This is a genomic window from Streptomyces sp. DSM 15324, from assembly GCF_001514285.1.
In the GTDB taxonomy this organism is placed as follows: Bacteria; Actinomycetota; Actinomycetes; order Streptomycetales; family Streptomycetaceae; genus Streptomyces.
On sequence record NZ_KQ949024.1, the window covers coordinates 844551 to 867696 of the forward strand.

Annotated in this window: 17 protein-coding genes; 4 read left to right on the plus strand and 13 right to left on the minus strand. The window is 71.7% G+C overall.

Annotated features, from left to right (window positions below; translation table 11 throughout):
* Positions 1-693: a response regulator gene (locus AQJ58_RS09860; RefSeq protein ID WP_067247445.1), complete on the plus strand. Its 693-nt coding sequence runs from the start codon at positions 1-3 to the stop codon at positions 691-693.
* A gap of 122 nt (positions 694-815) precedes the next feature.
* Here the strand turns inward: AQJ58_RS09860 and AQJ58_RS09865 are convergent, their stop codons facing one another.
* The 6 genes from AQJ58_RS09865 to AQJ58_RS09890 form a co-directional block, all read right to left on the minus strand.
* The gene (locus tag AQJ58_RS09865) at positions 816-2408 is read right to left on the minus strand and encodes a solute symporter family protein (RefSeq protein WP_067247448.1); all 1593 of its coding nucleotides are present in this window, start codon (positions 2406-2408) and stop codon (positions 816-818) included.
* Positions 2405-2974 (minus strand): DUF485 domain-containing protein, encoded by a 570-nt coding sequence (locus tag AQJ58_RS09870; protein WP_067247450.1) that lies wholly within the window; start codon positions 2972-2974, stop codon positions 2405-2407. Before AQJ58_RS09870 ends, AQJ58_RS09865 begins: the two co-directional genes overlap by 4 nt.
* A gap of 79 nt (positions 2975-3053) precedes the next feature.
* The gene (locus tag AQJ58_RS09875; protein WP_067247453.1) at positions 3054-3737 is read right to left on the minus strand and encodes a response regulator transcription factor; all 684 of its coding nucleotides are present in this window, start codon (positions 3735-3737) and stop codon (positions 3054-3056) included.
* The gene (locus AQJ58_RS09880) at positions 3734-4885 is read right to left on the minus strand and encodes a sensor histidine kinase (RefSeq protein ID WP_067247455.1); all 1152 of its coding nucleotides are present in this window, start codon (positions 4883-4885) and stop codon (positions 3734-3736) included. The genes AQJ58_RS09875 and AQJ58_RS09880 overlap by 4 nt, the downstream gene beginning before the upstream one ends.
* A complete protein-coding gene (locus tag AQJ58_RS09885) occupies positions 4882-5406 on the minus strand; it encodes a DUF1453 family protein (RefSeq protein ID WP_067247457.1) in 525 nt (174 codons plus the stop codon). Before AQJ58_RS09885 ends, AQJ58_RS09880 begins: the two co-directional genes overlap by 4 nt.
* 255 nt (positions 5407-5661) lie before the next feature.
* A complete protein-coding gene (locus AQJ58_RS09890; RefSeq protein ID WP_067247460.1) occupies positions 5662-7785 on the minus strand; it encodes a DNA gyrase/topoisomerase IV subunit B in 2124 nt (707 codons plus the stop codon).
* 445 nt (positions 7786-8230) lie between these two features.
* Between AQJ58_RS09890 and AQJ58_RS09895 the strand changes: the two genes are divergently transcribed.
* Positions 8231-8461, plus strand: a complete 231-nt coding sequence (locus AQJ58_RS09895; RefSeq protein WP_067247462.1) for a DUF7455 domain-containing protein — start codon at positions 8231-8233, stop codon at positions 8459-8461.
* A gap of 166 nt (positions 8462-8627) precedes the next feature.
* Here the strand turns inward: AQJ58_RS09895 and AQJ58_RS09900 are convergent, their stop codons facing one another.
* The 7 genes from AQJ58_RS09900 to AQJ58_RS09930 all read right to left on the minus strand — a co-directional run bounded on the left by AQJ58_RS09900 (position 8628) and on the right by AQJ58_RS09930 (position 19857).
* Complete coding sequence (locus tag AQJ58_RS09900; RefSeq protein WP_067247465.1) at positions 8628-9554, minus strand: serine protease; 927 nt, start codon at positions 9552-9554, stop codon at positions 8628-8630.
* Positions 9555-9730: 176 nt separating this feature from the next.
* On the minus strand, positions 9731-11281 hold the full coding sequence (locus tag AQJ58_RS09905; RefSeq protein WP_067247822.1) for an RNA polymerase sigma factor: 1551 nt from the start codon (positions 11279-11281) through the stop codon (positions 9731-9733).
* A 430-nt stretch (positions 11282-11711) separates the two neighbouring features.
* Entirely contained in the window at positions 11712-12599 is an 888-nt protein-coding gene (locus AQJ58_RS09910) for a FadR/GntR family transcriptional regulator (RefSeq protein ID WP_079078808.1), read from the minus strand.
* A 163-nt stretch (positions 12600-12762) separates the two neighbouring features.
* Entirely contained in the window at positions 12763-14868 is a 2106-nt protein-coding gene (locus AQJ58_RS09915; protein WP_067247469.1) for an ABC transporter ATP-binding protein, read from the minus strand.
* Between the two features lie 143 nt (positions 14869-15011).
* A complete protein-coding gene (locus AQJ58_RS09920; protein ID WP_067247472.1) occupies positions 15012-15770 on the minus strand; it encodes an NUDIX hydrolase in 759 nt (252 codons plus the stop codon).
* Positions 15771-15901: 131 nt separating this feature from the next.
* Positions 15902-17992, minus strand: coding sequence for a glycogen debranching N-terminal domain-containing protein (locus AQJ58_RS09925; RefSeq protein ID WP_079078809.1), 2091 nt, complete (start codon positions 17990-17992; stop codon positions 15902-15904).
* 245 nt (positions 17993-18237) lie between these two features.
* Positions 18238-19857 (minus strand): DUF4192 domain-containing protein, encoded by a 1620-nt coding sequence (locus AQJ58_RS09930; protein ID WP_079078810.1) that lies wholly within the window; start codon positions 19855-19857, stop codon positions 18238-18240.
* Between the two features lie 131 nt (positions 19858-19988).
* Between AQJ58_RS09930 and AQJ58_RS09935 the strand changes: the two genes are divergently transcribed.
* Together AQJ58_RS09935 and AQJ58_RS09940 are read left to right on the plus strand one after the other, a co-directional pair.
* Positions 19989-22154, plus strand: coding sequence for a RecQ family ATP-dependent DNA helicase (locus AQJ58_RS09935; RefSeq protein ID WP_067247475.1), 2166 nt, complete (start codon positions 19989-19991; stop codon positions 22152-22154).
* 258 nt (positions 22155-22412) lie between these two features.
* On the plus strand, positions 22413-23033 hold the full coding sequence (locus AQJ58_RS09940; RefSeq protein WP_067247477.1) for a hypothetical protein: 621 nt from the start codon (positions 22413-22415) through the stop codon (positions 23031-23033).
* Positions 23034-23146 lie beyond the last annotated feature (113 nt).

Genomic DNA, 23146 nt, shown 5'->3' on the forward strand with positions numbered 1-23146 from the left:
ATGATTGACGTCCTGGTCGTGGACGACGACTTCCGCGTCGCCGAGATAAACGCCAAGTACGTGGGAAAGGTTCCCGGCTTCCGGGTGGCCGCCCGCGCGCACAGTGCCGCCCAGGCGCTGGCGACCGTGCAGCGCGGCAGCATCGACCTGGTCCTGCTCGACCACTATCTTCCCGACGGGACAGGTCTGGAGCTGGTGCACCGGATGCGGGAGCAGGGTCAGGGCACCGACGTCATCATGATCACGGCGGCCGGCGACGTCACCACCGTGCAGACCGCCATGCGCCTGGGGGCTCTGCACTACCTGGTGAAACCGTTCACCTTCGCCGCGCTGCGCACCCGGCTCGACTCCTACGCCGCCCTGCGCCGCACCGTGGACCGGGTCGGCGGCCGGGGTGTCGCCGGCCAGGAGCAGGTCGACCGGATCTTCGGCGCCCTGCGCACCACGTCGGTCCCGTCCTCCCCGGGCCTGCCGACCGGCCACTCGGAACCGACCACGGACCTGATCTGCACCGTCCTGCACCGCGCCGACCACCCGCTGTCGGCCCATGAGGTCGCCGCCGAGACCGGTCTGAGCCGCTCGACCGCGCAGCGCTACCTCCGCCACCTGGAGCAGGCCGGCCGCCTGCGCCTCTCCCTCAAGTACGGTGACACCGGCCGCCCGGAACACCGCTATGCCTGGGTGGCCCCGTAGCGGTCCGGAGCCGCCCGGTGTGCTGACCTACGCCCGCGACCGTCGTACGTCCTACGAGGGCGACCTTCGCACGGTCTTCGATGCCCACCGCGCCCAGGTCGTACGGCGCCCGGCCCGCGTGGTCATACGGCGCCCGCCCCCGTCAGCGACCGCACCTCGGTCTCCGCGTGCTTCGCTTCGTCGGCGGCCTCGGTCGAGGTGACCGTGCCCAGCCATCCCGCGAGGAAGCCCAGCGGGATCGAGACCACTCCGGGGTTCTGGAGCGGGAAGTACTGGAAGTCCACGCCGGGGAAGAGCGACTCGGGGCTGCCCGACACCACCGGTGACAGCACCACCAGCAGCAGCGCCGGCACCAGCCCGCCGTACACCGCCCACACCGCGCCCCGCGTGGTGAAACCGCGCCAGAACAGGGAGTAGAGCAGCACCGGAAGATTCGCGGACGCCGCGACCGCGAACGCCAGTCCCACCAGGAACGCGACGTTGAGATCGCGGGCCAGCAGCCCCAGGGCGATCGCGATCACACCGATGCCGACGGCGGCGATCCGCGCCACCGTCACCTCGCTGCGGGCCTTCGCCCCACGGGCGCGCAAGGAGGCGTACAGGTCGTGCGCCACCGACGCGGAGGAGGCCAGCGTGATCCCGGCGACCACGGCGAGGATCGTCGCGAACGCGATCGCCGCCACGAACGCGAACAGCACCGTGCCGCCCGTCGAGTCGGCTCCGCCGCCCAGGTCGAGGGCGAGGAGCGGAACCGCGGTGTTCCCGGCCACGTTCGACGCGCGCACCGTCTCCGGTCCGAGGATCGCCGCCGCACCGAACCCGAGGACGATCGTCATCAGATAGAAGCCGCCGATGAGCCCGATCGCCCAGACCGTGGACCGCCGCGCGGCCCGCGCGGTCGGCACCGTGTAGAAACGCGAGAGAATGTGCGGCAGACCCGCCGTGCCCAACACCAGCGCCAGGCCGAGGCTGATGAAGTCGAGGCGGGCGGTCCAGTCCCCGCCGTACTTCAGCCCGGGCGCGAGGAACGCGGCACCGTGACCGCTGCGCTCGGCCGCCGTGAGCAGCAGCCGGTCGAAGTCCCCGTGGAAACGCACCAGCACGAGCACCGTGAGGGCGATCGTGCCGCACAGCAGGAGCACCGCCTTCACGATCTGGATCCATGTGGTGGCCCGCATCCCTCCCAACGACACATAGATCACCATCAGCGCCCCGACCCCGATGACGGCCCACGCCCGGGCCGCCTCCCCGGTGTTCCCCAGCAGGAGGGCGACCAGGCTGCCCGCGCCGACCATCTGCGCCACCAGGTACAGCACGGACACAGTGACCGAGGAGGTGCCCGCCGCGATCCGCACCGGCCGCTCGCTCATCCGGGCCGCGACGACGTCGGCGAGCGTGAACCGTCCGCAGTTGCGCACCAGTTCGGCGACGAGGAACAGCACCACCAGCCAGGCCACCAGAAACCCGACCACGTAGAGCAGCCCGTCGTAGCCGAAGAGGGCGATGAGACCCGCGACACCGAGGAAGGAAGCGGCCGACATGTAGTCGCCCGCGATGGCAAAACCATTTTCCATCGGGGAGAACAACCGTCCTCCCGCGTAGAACTCCTCCGCCGACCCGTGCCGGTTGCGACTCACCCAGGTCGTGATCCCCAGGGTGACCGCGACGAAGGCGCTGAACAGCGCCAACGCCAGCGCCTGATGGTGTCCGGTCACGACGCTCCACTCCTCGCCCCGCGTGTCAGTTCCTGTGTGTCCCAGCGCAGTTCGAGTGCGGCGCGGTCCCGGCGCAGCCGCGCGTGCCGCGCATAGGCCCAGGTGAGCAGGAACGTCGTGAGGAACTGGCCGAGACCCGCGAGCAGCGCCACGTTCACCGCGCCCACCACCGGCCGCGCCATGAACCCCGGCGCGGCCGTCGCGGTCACGACATAGGCCACGTACCAGAGGAAGAACCCCGCGCTCGCCGGCCCGACGAACCTCCGATAGCGGCCGCGCACCTCCTGGAACGCGGCACTGCGCTGCACCTCGAGATACACCTGCGCCGCCGCCACGGCCCCGTCCTCGCGCTCCCTGCGTGCCGCCGGCACCTCGGTCCCGCGAGTGCCCGCCGGGGCCGTCGTCCCCGGTTCGCCCCAGCCCGACGCGAGCGCGTCGTACCAGGGGTCCTCGTAGCGCACCTCGCGCGGCGCCTCGACGAACTCCGGGTCCCGGCCCTGCTGGTGCTCGCCGGATCTCTCAGGGCCGTCCCCACCGCCGCGGGCACGGCCATCGCTTGACTGCATGCCCAAGGATGGACAGATCGGGAAGACCCCCGGATCTCCTTCCCCGTCTCCTTCACCCCATCAGGTGACGAAAGACCACCTATCGCGTCGGCGGCCGGACCAGCCCTTTTGCGAAGGCGTAACGCACCGCCTGCGCACGGTCCTTGAGCCCTGTCTTGGTGAACATGTTGTTGATATGGGTCTTCACCGTCGCCGTGGACACCTGGAGCCGACGGGCGATCTCCTGGTTGCTGAGGCCCTCGGCGATCAGCGTCAGCACCTCCGTCTCCCGTGCGGTGAGCCCGTCCGGCGGAGTGGCGGGGGCAACCGGTTCCGGCTCGGGCGCCGACAGCCGATCCAGCAGCCGCCCCTGCACGCGCGGCGACAGCCCCGCGTCCCCGGACAGCACACTGTGCACGGCCCGCACGATCTCGTCCCCGCCGGCGTCCTTGGTGAGATAGCCCCGCGCCCCCGCCTGAAGGGCCGGGAACAGGGACGCGTCGTCCGCGTACGTCGTGAGCACCACGACCTGCGTCCCGGGGTGCTCGGCCCGGATCCGCCGGGTCGCCTCCACCCCGTCGCACCGCGGCATCCGCAGATCCATCAGCACCACGTCCGGCGCGAGTTCCGCGACGAGCCGCACGGCCTCGTCTCCGTCCCCGGCGGCCCCCACCACCTCGATTCCGGACAGCAGCCCGAGCAGCATCACGATGCCCTCCCGGACGACGGTCTGATCGTCGGCGACCACCACCCTGGCCGGCTTCCGCTCCGCCGTCTCCGTCATACCGGCACCCTCAGCGTCACCACGAACCCTTCCTCGTCCGGTCCGGCCTCCAGCGACCCGCCCATCAGCTCGGCGCGCTCGCGCATCCCCTGCAGACCGTACCCGCCGTCGGCCTCGGCGAGTTCACCGGGCGCACCCCCCGAGTCCCGCACGTCCAACGTCACTTCATGGGTGCCGTACGCCAGCCGCACCCTCACCTTGGCGCCGGGCGCGTGCTTGCGGACGTTGGTCAGGGCCTCCTGGGCGACCCTGCGCACGGCCTGCGACGCCTCGGCCGACAGCGCTCTGCGGTCACCCGCGACGGTGACCTCGGCACCGTCGGCCGCCCGGACCAGGTCGGTCAGGAAGTCCTCGAGCGGCGTCAGATCGCCGCGGAGCGCGGAGAGGGCGTGTCGGGTCTCGTCGAGGCCGTCGCGGGCCATCCCCCGGGCCGCCACGACCCGTTCGAGGATCTGCTCGCGGTCCGCTCCTCTCTCGATCAGCAGCCGGGCCGCTTCCAGATGCACCAGTTGCGCCGAGAGGCTGTGGGCCAGCACGTCGTGGATCTCCCGGGCGATCCGGGCCCGCTCGGCGAGCGCGGCCGACTCCGCTTCCGCGAGCCGCGCCGCCCGCTCCTGGGCGAGCAGCCGCTGGGCGTTGCCGCGGGCCTCTGCGTCCAGGCGCAGGGTGTATCCCGCGAGAGCCATCCCGCCGACCGTCGCGGCCGTGGTCAGCCATACGTCGTCGTCGACCGCGGCGTACGCGGCGAGCGCCACCGAGGCGACGGGGAGCGCCGCGGCCAGGGGCATCCGCTCCAGCACCGCGATGCAGCAACCGCACCACACGACGACTGCCAGTTCCCGGAATCCCACGGCCTGGGCCGCGACGGCGAGCCCCAGCAGGAGGAGAACGACGGCCATCGACGGCCACAGTCGATGCTGGAGCGTGGTCCGCCAGAAGGACCAGGCCAATCCGCCGGTCACAAGGACTCCCACGGCTCCGGCCACCGCGACCCAGCCGTGCACCCGGGTGTCGTGGAAGGCGCCCCACAGGAGGATTCCGAGAAGCAACAGGCGCACCGCCCAGGCGAGCAGGCGCCGGGGAGCCGTCGTCCCCTGCCGGCTCAGCGCCTCCCGAGAGGGCCAGCGCATCCAGGCGTTCTCCGTCACACGCGCTCCTTCCACGTGGTCCGGACCGTGTGCTCACCGTACGCCGGGCCCGGCACCGTGCTCCTGTCCAGACGCCGCGCGCGCCGGATGAGGATCCCGGAGCGGACCAGCAGGGTGCCCGCCAGCGCCAGCAGCAGGGCCGAGCTGTTCTGGTGGACGCCGAACAGCGCGCCCAGGGCGAACAGACCCGCGCGCAGACTTATGCCGAGGACCCAGACGCCCACGCTGGACCTGGTGCTCTTGCTCCACACCGCGCCGTCCGACTCCACCCCTATGCGGGTGGTCCAGGCCCAGCCGATTCCCGTGGCGAGGCCGACCAGCAGTTCCGCGCCGAGGATCACGGCCGAGGCGGAAAAGTGGTGAGCGTCGAGCAGGTGGGGCTCGCGCAGGGCGACGACAGCCAGGACCACGGGCAGGAGCCACCAGCGCCGGTCGGTGTCGACGCGGCTCGCACCGACCTGGCGCACGATCACCAGCGCGGCGACCGCCACGATCACCAGTGCGTCGATCAGCGCGGACATCACGCCTCCGTGAGCGAGAAGGAGTGGCGGCAGCGAGCGCTGCCGACGCCTTCGACGCTACGGATTCGCGCAGGTCGGCGGATCGGAGCCAGGGTGGATCATGGGTGGAACCGCCCGGTGAGGGAGCTCCACCCCTGGTTGGAGGGTCCGCCTGAGCCTGCACCGACGGGGACACGGAGACGCGCCGACGGGGACTGGATTCCTCCCGGAACCAGCCCCCGTCGTGCCGATGTTCCTGCGGGCCCGGCCCGCCGGCTACGCGTCGATGCGTGACCGGTCGAGGGTCGCCGCCGAGCTGGAGATGAACTCCTTGCGGGGGGCGACGTCGTTACCCATGAGCAGATCGAACACCTGCTCGGCCGCCTCCAGGTCGGACAGGTTGATACGGCGCAGGGTGCGGTGGCGGGGGTCCATCGTCGTCTCGGCCAACTGGTCGGCGTCCATCTCACCGAGACCCTTGTACCGCTGGATGGAGTCCTTGTACCGGACGCCCTTGCTCTGGAACTCCATGAGCTTGTCGCGCAGCTCGCGGTCCGAGTACGTGTACACGTACTTGTCCTGACCCCGCTTGGGCTGGACGAGCTCGATGCGGTGCAGCGGCGGCACCGCGGCGAACACCCGGCCGGCCTCGACCATCGGCCGCATGTAGCGGTGGAACAGCGTCAGCAGCAGGGTCCGGATGTGGGAGCCGTCCACATCGGCGTCGGTCATCATGATGATCTTGCCGTAGCGGGCGGCGTCGATGTCGAAGGTGCGCCCGGAGCCGGCCCCTATGACCTGGATGATCGCGCCGCACTCGGCGTTCTTCAGCATGTCGGTGACGGACGACTTCTGGACGTTGAGGATCTTGCCGCGGATCGGCAGCAGCGCCTGGAACTCGGAGTTCCGGGCCAGCTTGGCGGTGCCGAGCGCGGAGTCCCCCTCGACGATGAACAGCTCGCTGCGGTCGACGTCGTCGCTGCGGCAGTCGGCGAGCTTGGCGGGCAGCGAGGAGGATTCCAGGGCCGTCTTGCGGCGCTGCGCGTCCTTGTGCTGACGGGCCGCGATGCGGGTCCGGGCGGCGGCGACCGCCTTCTCCATGACGACGCGGGCCTGGGCCGCCGCGTCGCGCTTGGTGGAGGTCAGGAACGCCTTGAGCTCCTTGGAGATCACCGTGTTCACGATGCGCCGGGCCGCCGAGGTGCCGAGGACCTCCTTGGTCTGACCCTCGAACTGGGGTTCGGCGAGGCGGACGGTGACGACCGCGGTCAGACCTTCCAGGGCGTCGTCCTTGACGATGTCGTCCTCGGCGACGCGCAGCATCTTCTTGGTACGCAGGACCTCGTTCAGGGTGCCGGTGACGGCCGTCTCGAAGCCGGCGACATGCGTGCCCCCCTTGGGGGTGGCGATGATGTTCACGAAGGACTTGAGGGTCGTGTCGTAGCCCGTGCCCCACCGCATCGCGACATCCACTTCGAGCTCGCGGGTGACCTGTGTGGGGGTCATCTGCCCGTGCTCGTCCAGGACCGGGACGGTCTCCCTGAAGGTGCCCTGGCCGGTGAAGCGGAGGACGTCGCAGACGGCCTTGTCGGTGGCCAGATACTCACAGAACTCGCTGATGCCGCCGTCGAAGCGGAAGGACTCCTCGCCCTTGCTGCCGCCCTCGCCGAGGCCGTACTCGTCGCGGACGACGATGGTCAGGCCGGGTACGAGGAACGCGGTCTGGCGGGCGCGCTGGTGGAGGTTCTCCAGGGAGAGCCTGGCGTCCTTGAGGAAGATCTGGCGGTCGGCCCAGTACCGCACCCGCGTGCCGGTGCGTGTCCTGGCGATCTTCTTGGCCTTGCGCAGGCCGCCCTGGGCCTCGAACTTCGCGTCGGGGCCTTCCCCGGCGAAGGCGCCCGGCACCCCGCGCCGGAAGCTGATCGCGTGGGTGTGTCCACTGCGGTCCACCTCCACGTCGAGGCGGGCGGAGAGGGCGTTGACGACCGAGGCGCCCACACCGTGCAGACCGCCGGACGCGGCGTAGGAGCCGCCGCCGAACTTGCCGCCGGCGTGCAGCTTGGTCATGACGACCTCGACGCCGGAGAGGCCGGTCTTGGGTTCGACGTCGACGGGGATGCCCCGGCCGTTGTCGCGCACCTCGACCGAGGCGTCGTCGTGGAGGATCACCTCGATGTGGTCGCAGTAGCCCCCGAGGGCCTCGTCCACGGAGTTGTCGATGATCTCCCACAGGCAGTGCATCAGTCCCCGGCTGTCGGTGGATCCGATGTACATGCCGGGGCGCTTCCGCACGGCCTCGAGGCCCTCGAGGACGAGCAGGTGCCGCGCGGTGTAGTTGGAACCGTCCCGGTCTGCTCCTGCCAGCAGCGCAGTGGACGGCACGGACGTTTCGGCGGTCACGCGGTTCGCTCCTCGCTGAATTTCAGGTGGGGCCCTTCTGGGTAAGGGCGCGGCTTCGTTCGCCGCCAAGAGGGTACCGAGGCCTGGTAGAGCCGTTGTCACGCCACCCTAGGTCTGAACTCAGACTAGTCCAGGGTCGCATGCGTGTTCGATCCCTCGTTGGAGTGAAGTACATATCACGTTCCCTTCGAGGCATGAACCATTTAGGCTCCGGGCACGTCCTCATGAACAAACCGGCAATCCAGCCGGGGAGGATCGAGACCATGACCGACAGCGCGAAACCGTAAGCACCACCGAGACGCAATACGGCACATTCGCCGCCAAACCGGCAGCAGACGGCCGCCTCGAAGATTTTTTTCGAGGAGAAGCCACGAGCGGGAACGTTTTGGGGCTGGTTGGATGTTGACCCTGGTACGACAGCTCGTCGAGCTAGAGAAGAGGCGACGTGACTACTGTTCTGACCCCCGCGAGCCCGCTGACGGCCGCTGACCGCTGCGACCGCTGCGGCGCCCAGGCGTACGTGCGCGTGGTCCTGCTCAGCGGCGGAGAACTGCTCTTCTGCGCCCACCACGGCCGCAAGTTCGAGCCGGAACTCAAGAAGATCGCCGCTGAAATACAGGACGAGACGGAGCGGCTGACGACCGTTCCCGCATCTGCCTCCGACGAAGAGCGCTGATCCGAAGCGTCCACGACGAGCCACCATCGGCACAGGCCGGTACACGGGCGGCGGCCCCTGGAAACAGGGGCCACCGCCCGCTCTCGTGGCTTCCTCGTCCGCCGACGCACTTCCCGGGCGGCGCCGCACCGCCGGCAGAGGCGAGGAGAACCGGCTGGAGACGTCGTCAGAGGGCTTTTCCGGTCCCCTTGTGGGGTCCGTGCCTCTTCGCGGACCCGTGCCCCTCGTGGGGCCCGCGCCTTGTGGCGGACCCGTGCCCCTTGGGCCCCCGGCCCCGCCCCATGGCCCGGACGATCTCGGAGACGCGGGTGTAGACCCCCGGGCTCTCCGGCCTCCCGCAACCGCTGCCCCAGGACACCAGCCCGATCAGCCGGCCCTGTGCGACCAGCGGCCCGCCACTGTCCCCCTGGCAGGCGTCCCGCCCGCCCCGCTCGTCCCCGGCGCACACCATGCTCGCCGAGAGGTACTTGCCGTCGGCGGAGCCCGGGTAGGCCCGCTCACAGACCGCGTCGGCCAGCACATGGACATGGGCGGCCCGCAGTCGGCGGGGATACGCGCCGAACCCCGTGGTGTCCCCCCAGCCGGTGATCACGGCCTCCGTCCCGGGCCGGTACGCAGCGTCGCCCGGTCCGGCCAAACCGATGGCCGAAGCCCTGGACAGGGGCTCGGCGAGGGTGAGCACGGCGAAGTCGCCGGCGTTGGTGCCGCTGTCGTAGGCCGGGTTCACCCAGGCCTCCCGGACGGCGATCTCCCGGCCCTCGTCCGTGTAGAGATCCGTACGGCCCGTGATGACCCTCAGATCGCGCGCCCGATCCGGCGGCGCCCCCAGGACGTCCTCGCCCATGCAGTGGGCCGCTGTGAGCACCGTCGTGGGGTCCACCACCACACCGCCGCAGAACTGTCCCGACCTCATACGTCCGAACCGGTCACGGCTGGACAGCGCGACCGTCCACGGGCTCTGGGCGGCTTCGACGGGATATCCGCCCAGGACGACGTCGGAGGCCGCGGGGGCCGCGGACAGCAACGGTATGGCCACCGCGGTGGCCGCCAGTGCCAATGGCCGGGCCAGCGCCCGGACAAAGCGACGACGCATGCACACTCCTCACTCCGAAGTGATCGATGAACACCCAGAGTGATCCAGTGCACGGCGACCCGCGACCGCGCGCCCACGCCGAAGACACCCGTGCGGACCGAAGGCCCGGCTCCCCGAGGGGAGCCGGGCCTTCGGCGCCGGACCGACGCGACCTGGGGTCGCGCGAGCGATCCGGCCTAGTCGAGGTAGTCGCGCAGGACCTGGGAACGCGACGGGTGGCGCAGCTTCGACATGGTCTTGGACTCGATCTGGCGGATGCGCTCACGCGTCACGCCGTACACCTTGCCGATCTCGTCGAGGGTCTTCGGCTGACCGTCGGTGAGACCGAAGCGCATCGAGACGACGCCCGCCTCGCGCTCGGACAGGGTGTCGAGGACCGAGTGCAGCTGCTCCTGGAGGAGCGTGAAGCTGACGGCGTCGGCCGGGACGACGGCCTCGGAGTCCTCGATGAGGTCACCGAACTCGCTGTCGCCGTCCTCACCGAGCGGGGTGTGCAGCGAGATCGGCTCGCGGCCGTACTTCTGGACCTCGATGACCTTCTCCGGGGTCATGTCGAGTTCCTTGGCCAGCTCCTCCGGGGTGGGCTCGCGGCCCAGGTCCTGGAGCATCTGGCGCTGCACGCGCGCGAGCTTGTTGATGACCTCGACCATGTGCACCGGGATACGGATGGTGCGCGCCTGGTCGGCCATGGCGCGGGTGATCGCCTGACGGATCCACCAGGTGGCGTACGTGGAGAACTTGTAGCCCTTGGTGTAGTCGAACTTCTCTACCGCGCGGATGAGACCGAGGTTGCCCTCCTGGATGAGGTCCAGGAAGAGCATGCCGCGACCGGTGTAACGCTTGGCCAGGGAGACCACGAGGCGGAGGTTGGCCTCCAGCAGGTGGTTCTTGGCGCGGCGGCCGTCCTCGGCGATGATCTCCAGCTCGCGCTTGAGTTTCGGGGCGAGCTTGTCGGCGTTGGCCAGCTTGTCCTCGGCGAACAGACCGGCCTCGATGCGCTTGGCGAGCTCGACCTCCTGCTCCGCGTTGAGCAGGGGAACCTTGCCGATCTGCTTGAGGTAGTCCTTGACCGGGTCTGCGGTGGCACCGGCGGCCGCGACCTGCTGGGCGGGCGCGTCGTCCTCGTCCTCGTCGGAGAGCACGAAGCCGGCGCTCTCGGCGCCCTCGGGCTCGTCGCCCTTGGGGGCGTCCTCGAGGACCTCGTCCTCGAGGAGCTCGGCGTCGTCCTTCTTGGCGGTGGTCTTCTTCGCGGCCGCCGTCTTCTTGGTGGCCACGGTCTTCTTGGTGGCCGCCGCCTTCTTGGCGGGCACGGCCTTCTTGGCAGCAGCCGCCTTCCTGGCGGGGGCGGCTTCCTCTGCGGGGTCGTCCACGGCGGGTGATGCCGGGGCAGCCGCGGTGGTGGCGGTGGCCTTCCTCGTGGTCACGGTCTTCGCCGCGACCGTCTTGGTGGCGGTGCGCTTGGCCGGACTCTTCGCTGCGACGCTCTTTCGGGTGCGCTTGGGCTCCGCGGCACTGACCATCAGCGTCACACCCTCTTCCTCGAGGATCTGGTTGAGGCTGCGCAGTACGTTCTTCCACTGAGTGGCCGGAATCTGGTCAGCTTCGAAGGCCCGACGCACATCGTCGCCGGCGATCTGCCCCTCAGCCTTTCCCCGCTCAATGAGCGCCATGACAGAGACGGACTCGGCGATCTCCGGCGGGAGCGTACGGGATGTGCTGGCCGACACGAACAACCTCTCGGAACGTTGGAAAACGGCTTCCGGCCCCGTCCACGGCGGACAGGAGCCGACCATCGGCCATGGGGGTGGACCGACGGTGCGGGCGGGGGCCGGGAAGATGCACAGCGCCTTGAACGGCGTCCGTATTCCCTCCTCGGCTGTCACCTCTTAGGTCATCGCGTTGTTTCCACAAGCGTTACGCCCAATCTTCGTGGCCCGAGTCACACCGCGTAAGCGCTCAAAAACGGCCAGACACGGGCAGAGGTGGTCACCCGTAGTACGTACCCAGGTTGCCGCGATCCACCCCGCTCCCGGTCGCACCATCGGACCCCGCGGCCCCCGAACGGGGTTGTGCGGGGTCCGACACCGAGGGCGGGGAGCCGGCCGAGGAGGGCGGAAGGGGGACGACATCCCCGGTCGCACTTCCCGCGGCGGGCCGTCAGTGCTCGCGCGGCGCCGGCACGACGCGCTCCACCTCGGGGTGCACGGTGAGGAGCTGGCGCATGGCCGCCTCGGCCGCGCCGCCGTCGGCCGCGGCCAGGGCGTCGACGATCCTGCCGTGGTGCGCCAGGGATGCCTCGGTCGGCCGGTCGCAGCCCGTGACCGGACCTCCGGACACCTGCAGAGCGGCCGAGACGATCCCCGAGAGGTGCTCCAGCATGCGGTTGCCTGCGACCTGGATGAGCAAGGTGTGGAACTCGGTGTCGGCCCGGGAGTAGGTAAGTGCGTCACCCTGCCCCATGGCATGTCCCATGATCTCGACCATGTCGCCCAGCCGCTGCTGGACGTCGTCCCGTCCGTGCCCGGCGGCGAGACGGGCGGCGAGCGGCTCGATCGTCCAGCGCAGCTCGCTCAGCTCCCGTCGCTGGTCGTCGCGCTGCGGTCCGAAGGCCCGCCACTCGATGATGTCCGGATCGAGCAGATTCCAGTCGCTGACGGGACGCACGCGGGTGCCGACGTTCGGCCGGGCGCTCACCAGGCCCTTGGCCTCCAGCACGCGCAGCGACTCCCGGACGACGGTGCGGGACACCTCGAAGCGCTGGCCGATCTCCTCGGGCACCAGCGGACGGTCGGCGCCGAGATCACCCGAGACGATCATCTGGCCCAGCTGCTGGACGAGTTGGCCGTGCAGCCCGCGTCCGCGACTGCCCGCGGTGCGCCGGCCCACGCGGCCCAGCTCGGGGTCCGCGCCCTCCCAGACAGGGGTTCCCACGCGGTCGGCCACCGGAGCGTCGGCGTAGGGGTAGCGGTCGAGTTCGCCCGGGCCGGCCAGACCGGAGTCGGCGGAGCGGGCGGTGGTCATCATGGTGTGCGCAAGGGTACTCACGCATCCTTTGTCGGCTCCGCCTCCAACTGCCTTGAGGTCTTTGGTGAAAAGCACACGAAAGGGTGATCGCTCACCCCGTCGCAATTGACGCCTTATCGGAAAGAAACGGGCGTTCTCCGGGTAGTTGTGCACACGCCATGACAGGAAGAGTGCACAACTACCGTCATCGGACCCTGCTCCGCAGGTTCACCAGCACATACGCGCCCAGGAGTGCGGCGAGGGACAACGCCATTGCCCCACCCACGGGTTGGGCGATCACGCGCAGTGCCGCGAACAGATAGCGCTCTCCCCCGAAGGGCCACTGGACGAGCAGCACCTCGCGCAGTCGCAACGAGAAGCCTGCCGCAGTTCGCACGGACGCGTGCTCGGCGACCCGCTGTGCGACGGGTACCACGGCGACCGGTACGGCCAGCACGGCGGCGAGTCCGGCCGTGGTCGACCGGAAGACACCGGCCGCGAGGACGCCGGCCCAGGCGCAGCCGACCACGAGGGCCAGCCAACTCCCACTCAGCCAAACCCACTCCGCGGGAACCCTCGCGAGCTCCCGGCCGTAGAGGAGATAGAGCATTTCGGCGTCGCAGCCCACGGTGAGGAAGGCGAGCATCAGCGCGGTGAGCCCGGCGACGAGGAGCTTGGCTCCGAGCAGTCCGAGCCTGCGGGGCACGGTGCCGCGGTCTGCGGCCAGGGCGGGGTGGCGGAACTCGTCCCCGAAGGCGAGCGCACCGAGCAGCCCCGCACCGAGCGCCGCCGGCGGCAGCGGCAGCTCCGCGGGCCACGCCGCGAGCAGCCGCGCCTGCGACGTGTGTCCCGCACGAGCCAGGAGTACGGCGATGGCGACGGACGAGAGGAGCACGGCGGCGCCCGTCAGGAATCCGGTGCCGATTCCTGCGGCACGGCGGAGTTCGTAGCGGAGGGGGCGCAGCGGGCTGGGGGCGGAGCGGACCGAGATCGGGGGCGGCAGGGCCGACGCGGAGTCGAGGTCTCCCGGCAGCGTGGCGAAGCGTGACGCCCGGGATCGGGCTCGGCGCCTGCCTCGCAGGGTGAGACCGGACCGCTTCGGCGACCGGGGTCCGTCTCCCCCGGGGTCGGAGGCCGGCTCGGGGAAGGTCAGTTGCTCGGCGACCGCCAGCGGAAGCGGCAGGAGTTCGGGCCTGGCGACGAGTTCGGGAGCCGTTGCGTCGCCCGGAACCGAGGCAGGGGCCAACGCCGCGACCCGGGCCGGCACCGACGCCGAGGCTGAGCCTGGGGCCGGGTCTGCGCCCTCCGTCTCTCCGCCGCCCTCCGCCGCCGCGCCGCCCTCCTGCCGTACGGCACGACGCTCGCCTGCGGCGCTCTTCCCCCGTACGACGACAGAGGCCCCCGCGCCGGACGGGCGCGGCTCAGGCACGGCGCCCGGTCCCATGTCCCCCGTCTCGTCGGCGAGTTGGTGGACGAGGATGCCGTGCCGGAAAGCGGCCTCGCCGACCTCGGCGCAGGTGCTGCCGTACACGCAGAGCCGGTTGCCGTCCTCCTGCACGACTTCGACGGAGCGGTGCGCGGTGCGCGCCTCCTTGGTCAGGAGGGCGGCCAGACGGGCGGCGTGCGGGCTGCGCACCGCCACCCGGGGGCGCAGCCGGGTGCGAGCGAAGTCGGCGACGTCCTGGTCGGCGACAAGCCTGCCCTGTTCGAGGGTGACGACCCGGTCGGCCGTACGGACGGCCTCCTTGGGGTCGGCCGTGGTCATCAGCACAGTGCCGCCGTGGGCCGCGTGCGCACGCACCATGCCGTGCAGCCAACGGTCTTCGCGGCCGGAGAGCCCCTCGGCCGGTTCGTCGAGCACGAGGGTGTGGGGGTCCCCGAGGAGGGCGCAGGCAAGCCCCAGCCGCCGGTCCATGCCCCGGGACAGGGTGCCGAGGCGCTCGTCCCGCAGACTGATCAGACCGACCACCTCCAGCACTTCGTCGGCGCGGCGGACCGGAACCCCGGCAGCCGCGCAGAGCATCCGCAGATGACCGCGCACGGTACGGGCCGGGTGCCCGGGCACATCGCCGAGCAGCACTCCTACCTCGCGGCAGGGATGGGCGATGCGATGCAGGGGGCGGCCTCTGAAATAGGTGAGACCACGGCCCTGTTGGAGTTCGAGCATGAGTCTGAGCGCCGTGCTTTTTCCCGCGCCCGGCGCCCCGAGCAGCACGGTGACGCGGCCCGCACCTGCCTCGAAGGAGACGTCGTCGACGGCGGCTGGAAGCTCCTTGCGGGAGTCACTGGTCAATCCGAAGGCCTGGATCACCTTCAGGAAGATAGCGCGCCAAATAAGGTTTTTCCGGACACAGCATGGCCGACGGGGCGGGCCGCGTGGACCCGTCCGCCCCGCCTCCCCTCGGCTTTGCCGCCGACTCCCTTGGGAGCGGGGGCAGTTGCGGGGTTCCGGTGTCACACCTCGGGACGCAGCATCGGCGGGTTGAGCAGCGTCGCACCCCCGGCGCGGAAGAGCTGGGCGGGGCGGCCGCCCTGGCGCGTGGTGGTACCGCCGGTGGGGACCAGGAAGCCGGGGGTGCCGGTGACCTTGCGGTGGAAGTTGCGCGGGTCGAGGGCCACGCCCCAGACCGCCTCGTAGACCCGGCGCAGCTCGCCGACCGTGAACTCGGTGGGACAGAACGCGGTCGCCAGGGAGGAGTACTCGATCTTGGACCGGGCCCGCTCCACCCCGTCCGCGAGGATCCGGGCATGATCGAAGGCGAGGGGCGCGACGGGTTCGCCGTCACGTCCGTAACCACCCTGCTGGAGCAGTTCCTCCACCGGCGCCCAGCGCGCGTTGCTCGCGTCGCCGCCGGCCCGGGGGGCGGGCAGGTCGGGGGCGAGCGCGAGGTGGGCGACGCTGACGACGCGCATTCGGGGGTCGCGCTCGGGGTCGCCGTAGGTGGCGAGCTGTTCCAGGTGGGCGCCGTTGTCCTGGGCCGGGGCGTCGGGGTCGTGGGCGAGCAGTCCGGTCTCCTCCTCCAGCTCCCGCGCGGCCGCCTGGGTGAGGTCCTCGTCGGCCCGTACGAAGCCGCCGGGGAGGGCCCATCTGCCCTGGAACGGCGACTCGCCGCGGCGCACCGCCAGTGCGCACAGGGCATGACGGCGCACGGTCAGTACGACCAGATCCACTGTGACGGCAAAGGGCGGAAAGGCTGACGGGTCGTAGGGCATGCGGCGATCATAGTCGTCTTCCTGACGATAAACACACCCTTCGCCGGACGCATCGATGGCTGATCCACTTCCGTTCGGCATCGCGGCCCGAGACCACCGCCGGGCGCTGTCCCGTCCCTCGTCGTCCGAGGTCACACACCCAATTGGAGTCCTTCGGCCGCCTCCTCGACCAGGGCGAGACCGAGTCGGCTCACCCGTACGGAGAAGGGCTCGCCCGCCACCCGCAGTCCGGTCAGACCGATCTCGCCCAGGGGTGCGCTGCGCTGGGGGCGCAGGGTGACCGTACCGGCGGGCGCGTCGGGCCGGATGCCGACCGCGGTGGTCAGCAACAGGATCCCGGCGGCGGCCGAGGTGGCGGCCGGACGGCAGGCGGCCGGGTGGGGCACCGGGAGGCTCCCTTCGGTGCGCTGCTCCCCGGCGTACATCTCCGGGAGGCGGTACCCGAAGGCCTCGGCCGCCGTCAGGACCCCGCCCAGTAGCCCGCCCGCCTCCTTCTCGAAGCCGGCGGCGGCCAGACCGGCGACGGCGATCGCCGTCTCGTGGACCCGGACGGCGCCACCGCGGTGGCCGAACGGGTTGTGGCCCGCCTCTTTGGCGCTCAGGCTCCGCAGGCCCCAGCCCGAGTCCAGTGCAGGGCCGCCGAGCAGCCGGGCCAGGCTCTCGGTCTGCACCTTGTCGAGCAGTCCCGGAGCCATGGCACCGCCTCCGAGCAGGCCGGTGTCGAGGAGGTGGACCGCCGCGGCACCGAGCTGGGGCACCGGGCGCCCGTCCGGGGTGAGCGCGGCCGGGGGTCTGCCACCGGCTCGGTCGTCGAGCCAGAAGTCCCGTCGGAAGACCGCCCGCAGTCTCCGTGCCCACTCCCGTAGCCAGACCGCGTCGGCGCTCGTCCTGCCGCAGCTGTCGAGGAGGTCGGCGCCGAGCAGGGCCGCCCGATGGGCGTGCGCCTGGGTCTCGCAGCGGACGGGCCCGCCGGGCTGGGGGTCGCGCAGATACGTCCCCTCCCCCACGGCGGTCCGCAGCCAGGCAAGGCAGCGCTCGGCACTCGGCAGCAGCTCCTCCGTGTCCTGGTCCGACATCCCCCAGCGGCGGGCCTCTGCGAGGAGCACCGGAAAGAGCAGGGTGGCCTCGGTGCCGGTGCAGCTCGGCGGCAGATGGGCGCCCGCGTCCCGGCGCGGGCCGGGAATCATGCCGTGGCGCGGTCCCTGCTGTGCGACCTGGGTGCGGGCGAGGGTGCGCAAGGTGCCCACGGCGAGCCGGGTCCCGAGCGGCAGGGTCATACGGGCTGCGGCGAGCGCCTCGGCCGGTGCCAGACCGCAGCGCCACGGCGCCCCCGCCGCGAGATGGATGTCCCCGGGATCGGCGGGGTCGCGGACGAGCAGGGCCTGGAGATCCTCGACGCTCGTGGCCATGAGCACCGCCAGGCGTGGGTCGTCCCCCGTCGCACGGGCGGGCGCCAGGGGACTCGTGGCCCCGCGCCCGACGGCCCGGACCGGGCCCGCGCCGTCCGGGCGGACCTTCAGTTCCACGCGGACGCTGCCACCCGGGGGCAGATCGAAGTCCCAACGCAGCAGTCCCGCGGCGGCGATCGCGTCGGCCGGCTGAGGGTCGGCGGTGACGCGCGAGGTGCCTGCCGGGGACGACCAGCACAAGCCGGAGTCCCGGACGTGGGCGGGGAGTTCCGGGCCCACGGCGCCGGCCGCGATCGCCCCGATGTCGGCGAGGTCCGTGCCCAGCGCCACTTCGACCGGCAGGCGCAGGGGCCGGGCGCAGACGTTACGCAGTGTGATCAGTTCCGTGCCGTCCGCGCAGCGGCTCCGGTCGACGACGACGTCCGGATCGGGACCGCCGTGCGGCGTGACGCGCACCGTGGCCGTGAAGTGCGCCCGGTCGGCGGCGGTCATCCGGGCCTGCACTCCGAGCGGTTCACGGCCGGCCACGCGCACCTGGCAGCGCGACAGAACACGCCGGCCGGCTCGGTAGAAGCCTTCCAGTCCGCGCCCGGTCAGCTGTCCCTGTTCGGTGGAGACGGCGAGGCCCGGCAGGGCGACGCAGATGATCGCGGTGTGGGCGGGCGGCAGCTCTCCGAGGGGAGGAACCGCCGAACTGCCGACGGTTCTCCCCGGGGTGTGGCTGCCCTGGCCGGTGAAGGCGCCCGGGGTGTCCTCCGCCCTTCGAGCAGGCGAGGCGGGTCGGGCGGTGGAGGGCGGAGTCGGCTGGTTCATGAGGTGGCTTCTTCTGCTCTCTGTGCGCCTCGGACAGGGCGTGGCCGGTGACGGACTTCGGCGATGCGGGTGCGCGGTGGCGGTGCCTCGCGGTGCGGGTCTACCGCCACTCAGGTGAACGGGGCGGGACTCTCCCAGGTCACGGCCTTGGCGGGCGGACCCCACCGATCGGCGGTGGGTCGGGCGGCCCGTCCTGCGGGCGCGAGGCGGGACACGGCCGTCGCCGTCGACGCGTCCGCTCCGGTTCAGCCCTCCCCCTTGCTGTCGTCGCCTTCCGCCCGCACGCCTTCGGGGCAGGGTCGGCGCCGAGCGGAAGGCTTTCCGACGGGCGGGCGGGAGCCGCCCCTGTCGGCCGGGGCGGGACGCGTCCCGGGCTTGCACGGTCGCCCGGCGTTAGCGCCTTTCCCGCGCCGCGTCCGTGCGGTCCGGTCGGCGCGCTTGGCGTCCCCGGCGGCGGCCGGGGCGTCCGCCTCGCCTGCCTGGGGTGCGCCGGTCCGACGCCGTTCGCGCTCCGAGCGCAGGCAACGGCGTACCGATTCCGGGTCGAGCCCCTCGTTGCAGGCCTGGTGCAGCAGACGGGCGAAAAGGTAGTCGGGGTCCGCGCCCAGGGCCATGGCGAGGGCCTCGCGGGCCTCGAGTTCGTCGCCGCCGGACCAGGCGACCCAGCCGGCGAGGGTGAGCGGTGCCGCGGCGTGTTCGCCGAAGGGACCGACGCAGCGGCGGGCCAGTGCACGCCACAGCCGCAGGGCGGGCGGCGCTTCGTCCCCTTCCATCCATTCCGCCGCCCGGTCGCGGGTCACCCGGTCCTGGAGGCCGAGAATCAGGGCGGCGGCCTCGTCGCAGCCGAGCAGTGCGTCGTCCCTGCGATCCGCTTCGGCGTCGCCCAGCACGACGGGTGCTTCGGCGAAGCGCCTGATGAGCCGTCCGGCCCGTTCGATCGTCTCCTGGGCGACCACCGCACGGCTCGTGTCGTCGAGCATCCTCGTGACCAGCGCGATGTTCGCGGTGTCCAGGGCGACCTCCTGCTCCAGCGCGACGCCCGTCTCCAGAGGCTGCAGCCGGGCGCGGAGCTCGCGCAGGGTGCCCCGGACCTGGATCCCGGCGTAGGTGGCGGCCGCGGCCAGCACGGAGGTGCCGGGCAGGCCCATGGAGGTCCCCTCCACCGGGCAGCAGCCCACGCGGGGGCAGCAGTAGGACCAGAAACGTCCGTCGGAGATGCAGAGCGCCTCGATGACCGGGGCGTCGAGCTTGCCACAGGCGACCCGCAGGGCCTGCGCCAAGGGCTTCAGCCGGGCCATGACCTCGCGGCCCGTCTCACCCCTCGCCGGGTCCTGGCAGAGGTAGGCGACCATCTGGGCCGGGCGGGCGCCTCGGCGTTCGCCTCCCTTCACCAGTCCCTCCGCGAGCTGCCGGGCCACGGCGGGCCAGTCGGCGGGCTGGGCGGGGATGCCGAGCCTGGCCCGGCCGCCGAACCGGCCCCGGCCGGCCCGGTCGCTGAGGGCGACCAGCACGATGCTGTCCTCCGGGCGGTAGCCGAGCAGGTAGGGCAGGGCGTCGGCGAGTTCGCCCGGGGTGCGCAGGGTGACGTGGTGGGCGGCGGAATCACCGGTGTACGGGGGGCTCGCGTCGTAGGGGGTGCTCGCGTCATAGGGGGTGTGACTGATGTACGCCAGGGGCGCGTCGTACGGGGGCTCGTCGTCGTACGGCCACTCGTCACCGTGACCAGGGCCTACGCCGCTATCACCGTGACCGGACGCCTCGCCGTGAGCGGGCCCACCGTCGTGAGGGACGGCCCCCTCGACCTCGTCACGTCGGGAAATGTCACCGTTTTCGAAGGAGCCGGTCGTTTCGCTGTGGTTCGTCATGAGCCGACGATCTCGCGGATCGCGATCCTCCGCTTCGACCTGTGGATAAGTCCAATCAGGGACACATCAATGGGATGTCCCGAGTGTCGCTCGGGCCCGGTCTGTCAGAGCCGTCCTGTTGTATGGAAGGCATGGAGCACACGAGCAACGCGGACCTCCGGGCCGACGCCGACGCCGTCCTCGCCCGCCTCGTCGGCGGCGCCCCGGGCGCGGCCAGACTGCGCGAGGACCAGTGGCGGGCCATCAAGGCGCTGGTCGCCGACCGACGGCGGGCCCTGGTCGTGCAGCGGACGGGGTGGGGGAAGTCCGCGGTCTACTTCGTGGCGACCTCCCTGCTGCGTGCCCGTGGCTCCGGCCCCACCGTGATCGTCTCGCCGTTGCTCGCCCTGATGCGCAACCAGGTCGAGGCGGCGGCCAGGGCCGGCATCCACGCACGCACCATCAACTCCTCGAACACCGAGGAGTGGGAGACCGTCCGGGCCGAGATCGCCTCGGGCGAGGTAGACGTGCTGCTGGTCAGTCCGGAGCGGCTCAACAACCCGGACTTCCGGGACCAGGTGCTGCCCGAACTGGCGGCCGCGACCGGCCTGCTCGTGGTGGACGAGGCGCACTGCATCTCCGACTGGGGGCACGACTTCCGGCCGGACTACCGGCGGCTGCGGACGATGCTCACCGATCTCCCGCCCGGGGTCCCGGTGCTCGCGACGACCGCGACGGCGAATGCGCGCGTGACCGCCGACGTCGCCGAACAGCTGGGAACGGGCGGCTCGTCGGACGCCCTGGTGCTGCGCGGCCCGCTCGACCGGGAGAGCCTCAGCCTGAGCGTGCTGCGACTCCCCGACGCGGCGCACCGGATGGCCTGGCTCGCCGACCATCTCGACGCACTGCCGGGCTCCGGAATCATCTACACGCTCACCGTGGCCGCCGCCGAGGAGGTCACCGCGTTCCTGCGGCAGCGCGGGCACGTCGTCGCCTCGTACACGGGCCGGACGGAGAACGCCGACCGGCAGCAGGCCGAGGAGGATCTGCTGGCCAACAAGGTCAAGGCCCTGGTCGCCACGTCCGCGCTCGGCATGGGCTTCGACAAACCCGACCTGGGCTTCGTCGTGCACCTCGGTTCCCCCTCCTCCCCCATCGCCTACTACCAGCAGGTGGGCCGCGCCGGCCGCGGCGTCGAGCACGCCGAGGTGCTCCTGCTGCCGGGCAAGGAGGACGAGGCGATCTGGGAGTACTTCGCGTCGCTGGCCTTCCCCTCCGAGGAACTGGTGCGCCGCACGCTCGACGTCCTCTCGCGCGCGGAGCGGCCCCTGTCGCTGCCCGCGCTGGAGCCGCTGGTGGAACTGCGCCGCTCCCGGCTGGAGACCATGCTCAAGGTGCTGGACGTGGACGGCGCGGTGAAGCGGGTCAAGGGCGGCTGGACCGCGACCGGCCGGCCATGGACGTACGAAACCGAGCGTTACGCGTGGGTCGCGCGCCAGCGCAAGGCGGAGCAGGAGGCGATGCGCGGGTACGCGGCGACGACCGACTGCCGGATGGAGTTCCTGCAGCGTCAACTCGACGACGAGGGCGCCAAGCCGTGCGGACGGTGCGACAACTGCGCGGGGGCTCGCTACGCCGCGGAGACCTCGACGGCCGCGCTGGACGCCGCGCGCGTGGATCTCGGCCGGGCGGGGGTCGAGGTCGAACCGCGGCGGATGTGGCCCACCGGCCTCCCCTCGATCGGCATGGATCTCAAGGGGCGCATTCCGGCCGCAGAACAGGCGCAGCCGGGACGCGCGCTGGGGCGCCTCTCGGACATCGGCTGGGGCAATCGACTCCGTCCGCTGTTCGCCCCGCACGCACCTGACGGCCCGGTACCGGACGACGTGGCCAAGGCGGTGGTGGGCGTGCTGGCCGACTGGGCGAAAGGGCCCGGCGGTTGGGCCTCGGGCGCCTCCGACGCCGTCGCGCGCCCGGTCGGCGTGGTCACCGTCGCCTCCCGGACTCGGCCTCGGCTGATCCAGTCGCTGGGAGCGCGGATCGCCGAGGTGGGGCGGCTGCCCCTGCTGGGAGCGGTGGAGTACGCGGCCGACGCGGCGCCGGTCTCACGCAGCAACAGCGCCCAGCGCCTCAAGGCCCTCCACGGTCTGCTGGAGGTACCGCCCGCCCTCGCCTCGGCGCTGGCTCAGGCCCCGGGACCGGTCCTGCTCGTGGACGACTTCACCGAGACGGGGTGGACCCTGGCGGTCGCGGCACGCCTGTTGCGGCGCTCGGGCGCCCAGGCGGTGCTGCCTCTGGTGCTGGCTGTACAAGGCTGATCACGCACCGAGTGCGGAAGGGGCGTCCACTGCCGTCGCACGCGTCCTCCCATGAATCACTGGGTAGGGATATAAGACACACACTGCCCTATAACGGTCTGTGGCCCCAATTGCTCGTTGCCGCATCCAAGTTCGACAGGAAGAATTGAAGTCCGCTCCCCGCACGGCTGGCCCGTAGTCCGGTTGGGCTCTGCTGCGGCGTGCGCTCCCCCCCCATCCGACCCGCCCGCAGTGTGGGCCGTAGCCGAAGGGAGGATCGTGACCCTCGGATTCGCTCCGTCCTCGGCAGCATCGTTGTCGTCGTCCACGTCCGCCGCCTCCGCCCATCGTCTGCTCGAGCCCGCGGAGTGGTCCGCGGCCGGCATCCCTTTGCTGCGCAACCCGCGTGAAGTGGTCAGCGGGCTGCACTCGCGGCACCGGCCCGGGCCGGCCACCGCGATCGTGGCCGTGCTCGATCCCGACGAACGGGTCTGCGCCAGCGCGTCGTTCACACGACGTCAGGCACCTGCCGACGGCTGGATGTTCCGTAACGCGCTGCTCGCCCAGCTTCGCCGGGTCATTCCGCACGACCTGCGGCGGCGTACGCCGGTGCGGACCGCGGTGCTGCTCTACTGCCGCGAGGGCGACGCGCGCTGGACGGAAGAGGACGGCGCGTGGATGTGGGGCCTGCGTGACGCCTGCACGCTGCACGGGCTGCGCTGCGGGGCGTACATCACGCTGACCCGGGACGGCTGGCAGGTGCTCGGCGAGGGGCGCGGAGGCCGCCGCCCCAACACGGAATCCGCTCCGGAGCCCTTCGGTCTGTCCGAGGCACCGCCTCCCCTGCCGCGTACCGGTGGGGTCATGTCGGAGGTTCTGCGGCGCGCGGCCGCCCGCTGAGCGCATCAGGGGGTAGGACGGCCCGGACATGCTCCGGGCTCGCCTCGGTGGGCCTCGCGCAGGTCACTGCCCAGTCCCGGCTTTGAAGAGCATCCGGCGGCCGCTGGACCGCC

Excerpts from the sequence above, each read along its gene's own strand:
- AQJ58_RS09900 (WP_067247465.1), bottom strand. The coding sequence starts at position 9,554 with ATGCGTCGTCGCTTTGTCCGGGCGCTGGCCCGGCCATTGGCACTGGCG.
- AQJ58_RS09870 (WP_067247450.1), bottom strand. The coding sequence starts at position 2,974 with ATGCAGTCAAGCGATGGCCGTGCCCGCGGCGGTGGGGACGGCCCTGAG.
- AQJ58_RS09925 (WP_079078809.1), bottom strand. The coding sequence starts at position 17,992 with ATGAACCAGCCGACTCCGCCCTCCACCGCCCGACCCGCCTCGCCTGCT.
- AQJ58_RS09935 (WP_067247475.1), top strand. The coding sequence starts at position 19,989 with ATGGAGCACACGAGCAACGCGGACCTCCGGGCCGACGCCGACGCCGTC.
- AQJ58_RS09885 (WP_067247457.1), bottom strand. The coding sequence starts at position 5,406 with ATGTCCGCGCTGATCGACGCACTGGTGATCGTGGCGGTCGCCGCGCTG.
- AQJ58_RS09920 (WP_067247472.1), bottom strand. The coding sequence starts at position 15,770 with ATGCCCTACGACCCGTCAGCCTTTCCGCCCTTTGCCGTCACAGTGGAT.
- AQJ58_RS09930 (WP_079078810.1), bottom strand. The coding sequence starts at position 19,857 with ATGACGAACCACAGCGAAACGACCGGCTCCTTCGAAAACGGTGACATT.
- AQJ58_RS09860 (WP_067247445.1), top strand. The coding sequence starts at position 1 with ATGATTGACGTCCTGGTCGTGGACGACGACTTCCGCGTCGCCGAGATA.
- AQJ58_RS09875 (WP_067247453.1), bottom strand. The coding sequence starts at position 3,737 with ATGACGGAGACGGCGGAGCGGAAGCCGGCCAGGGTGGTGGTCGCCGAC.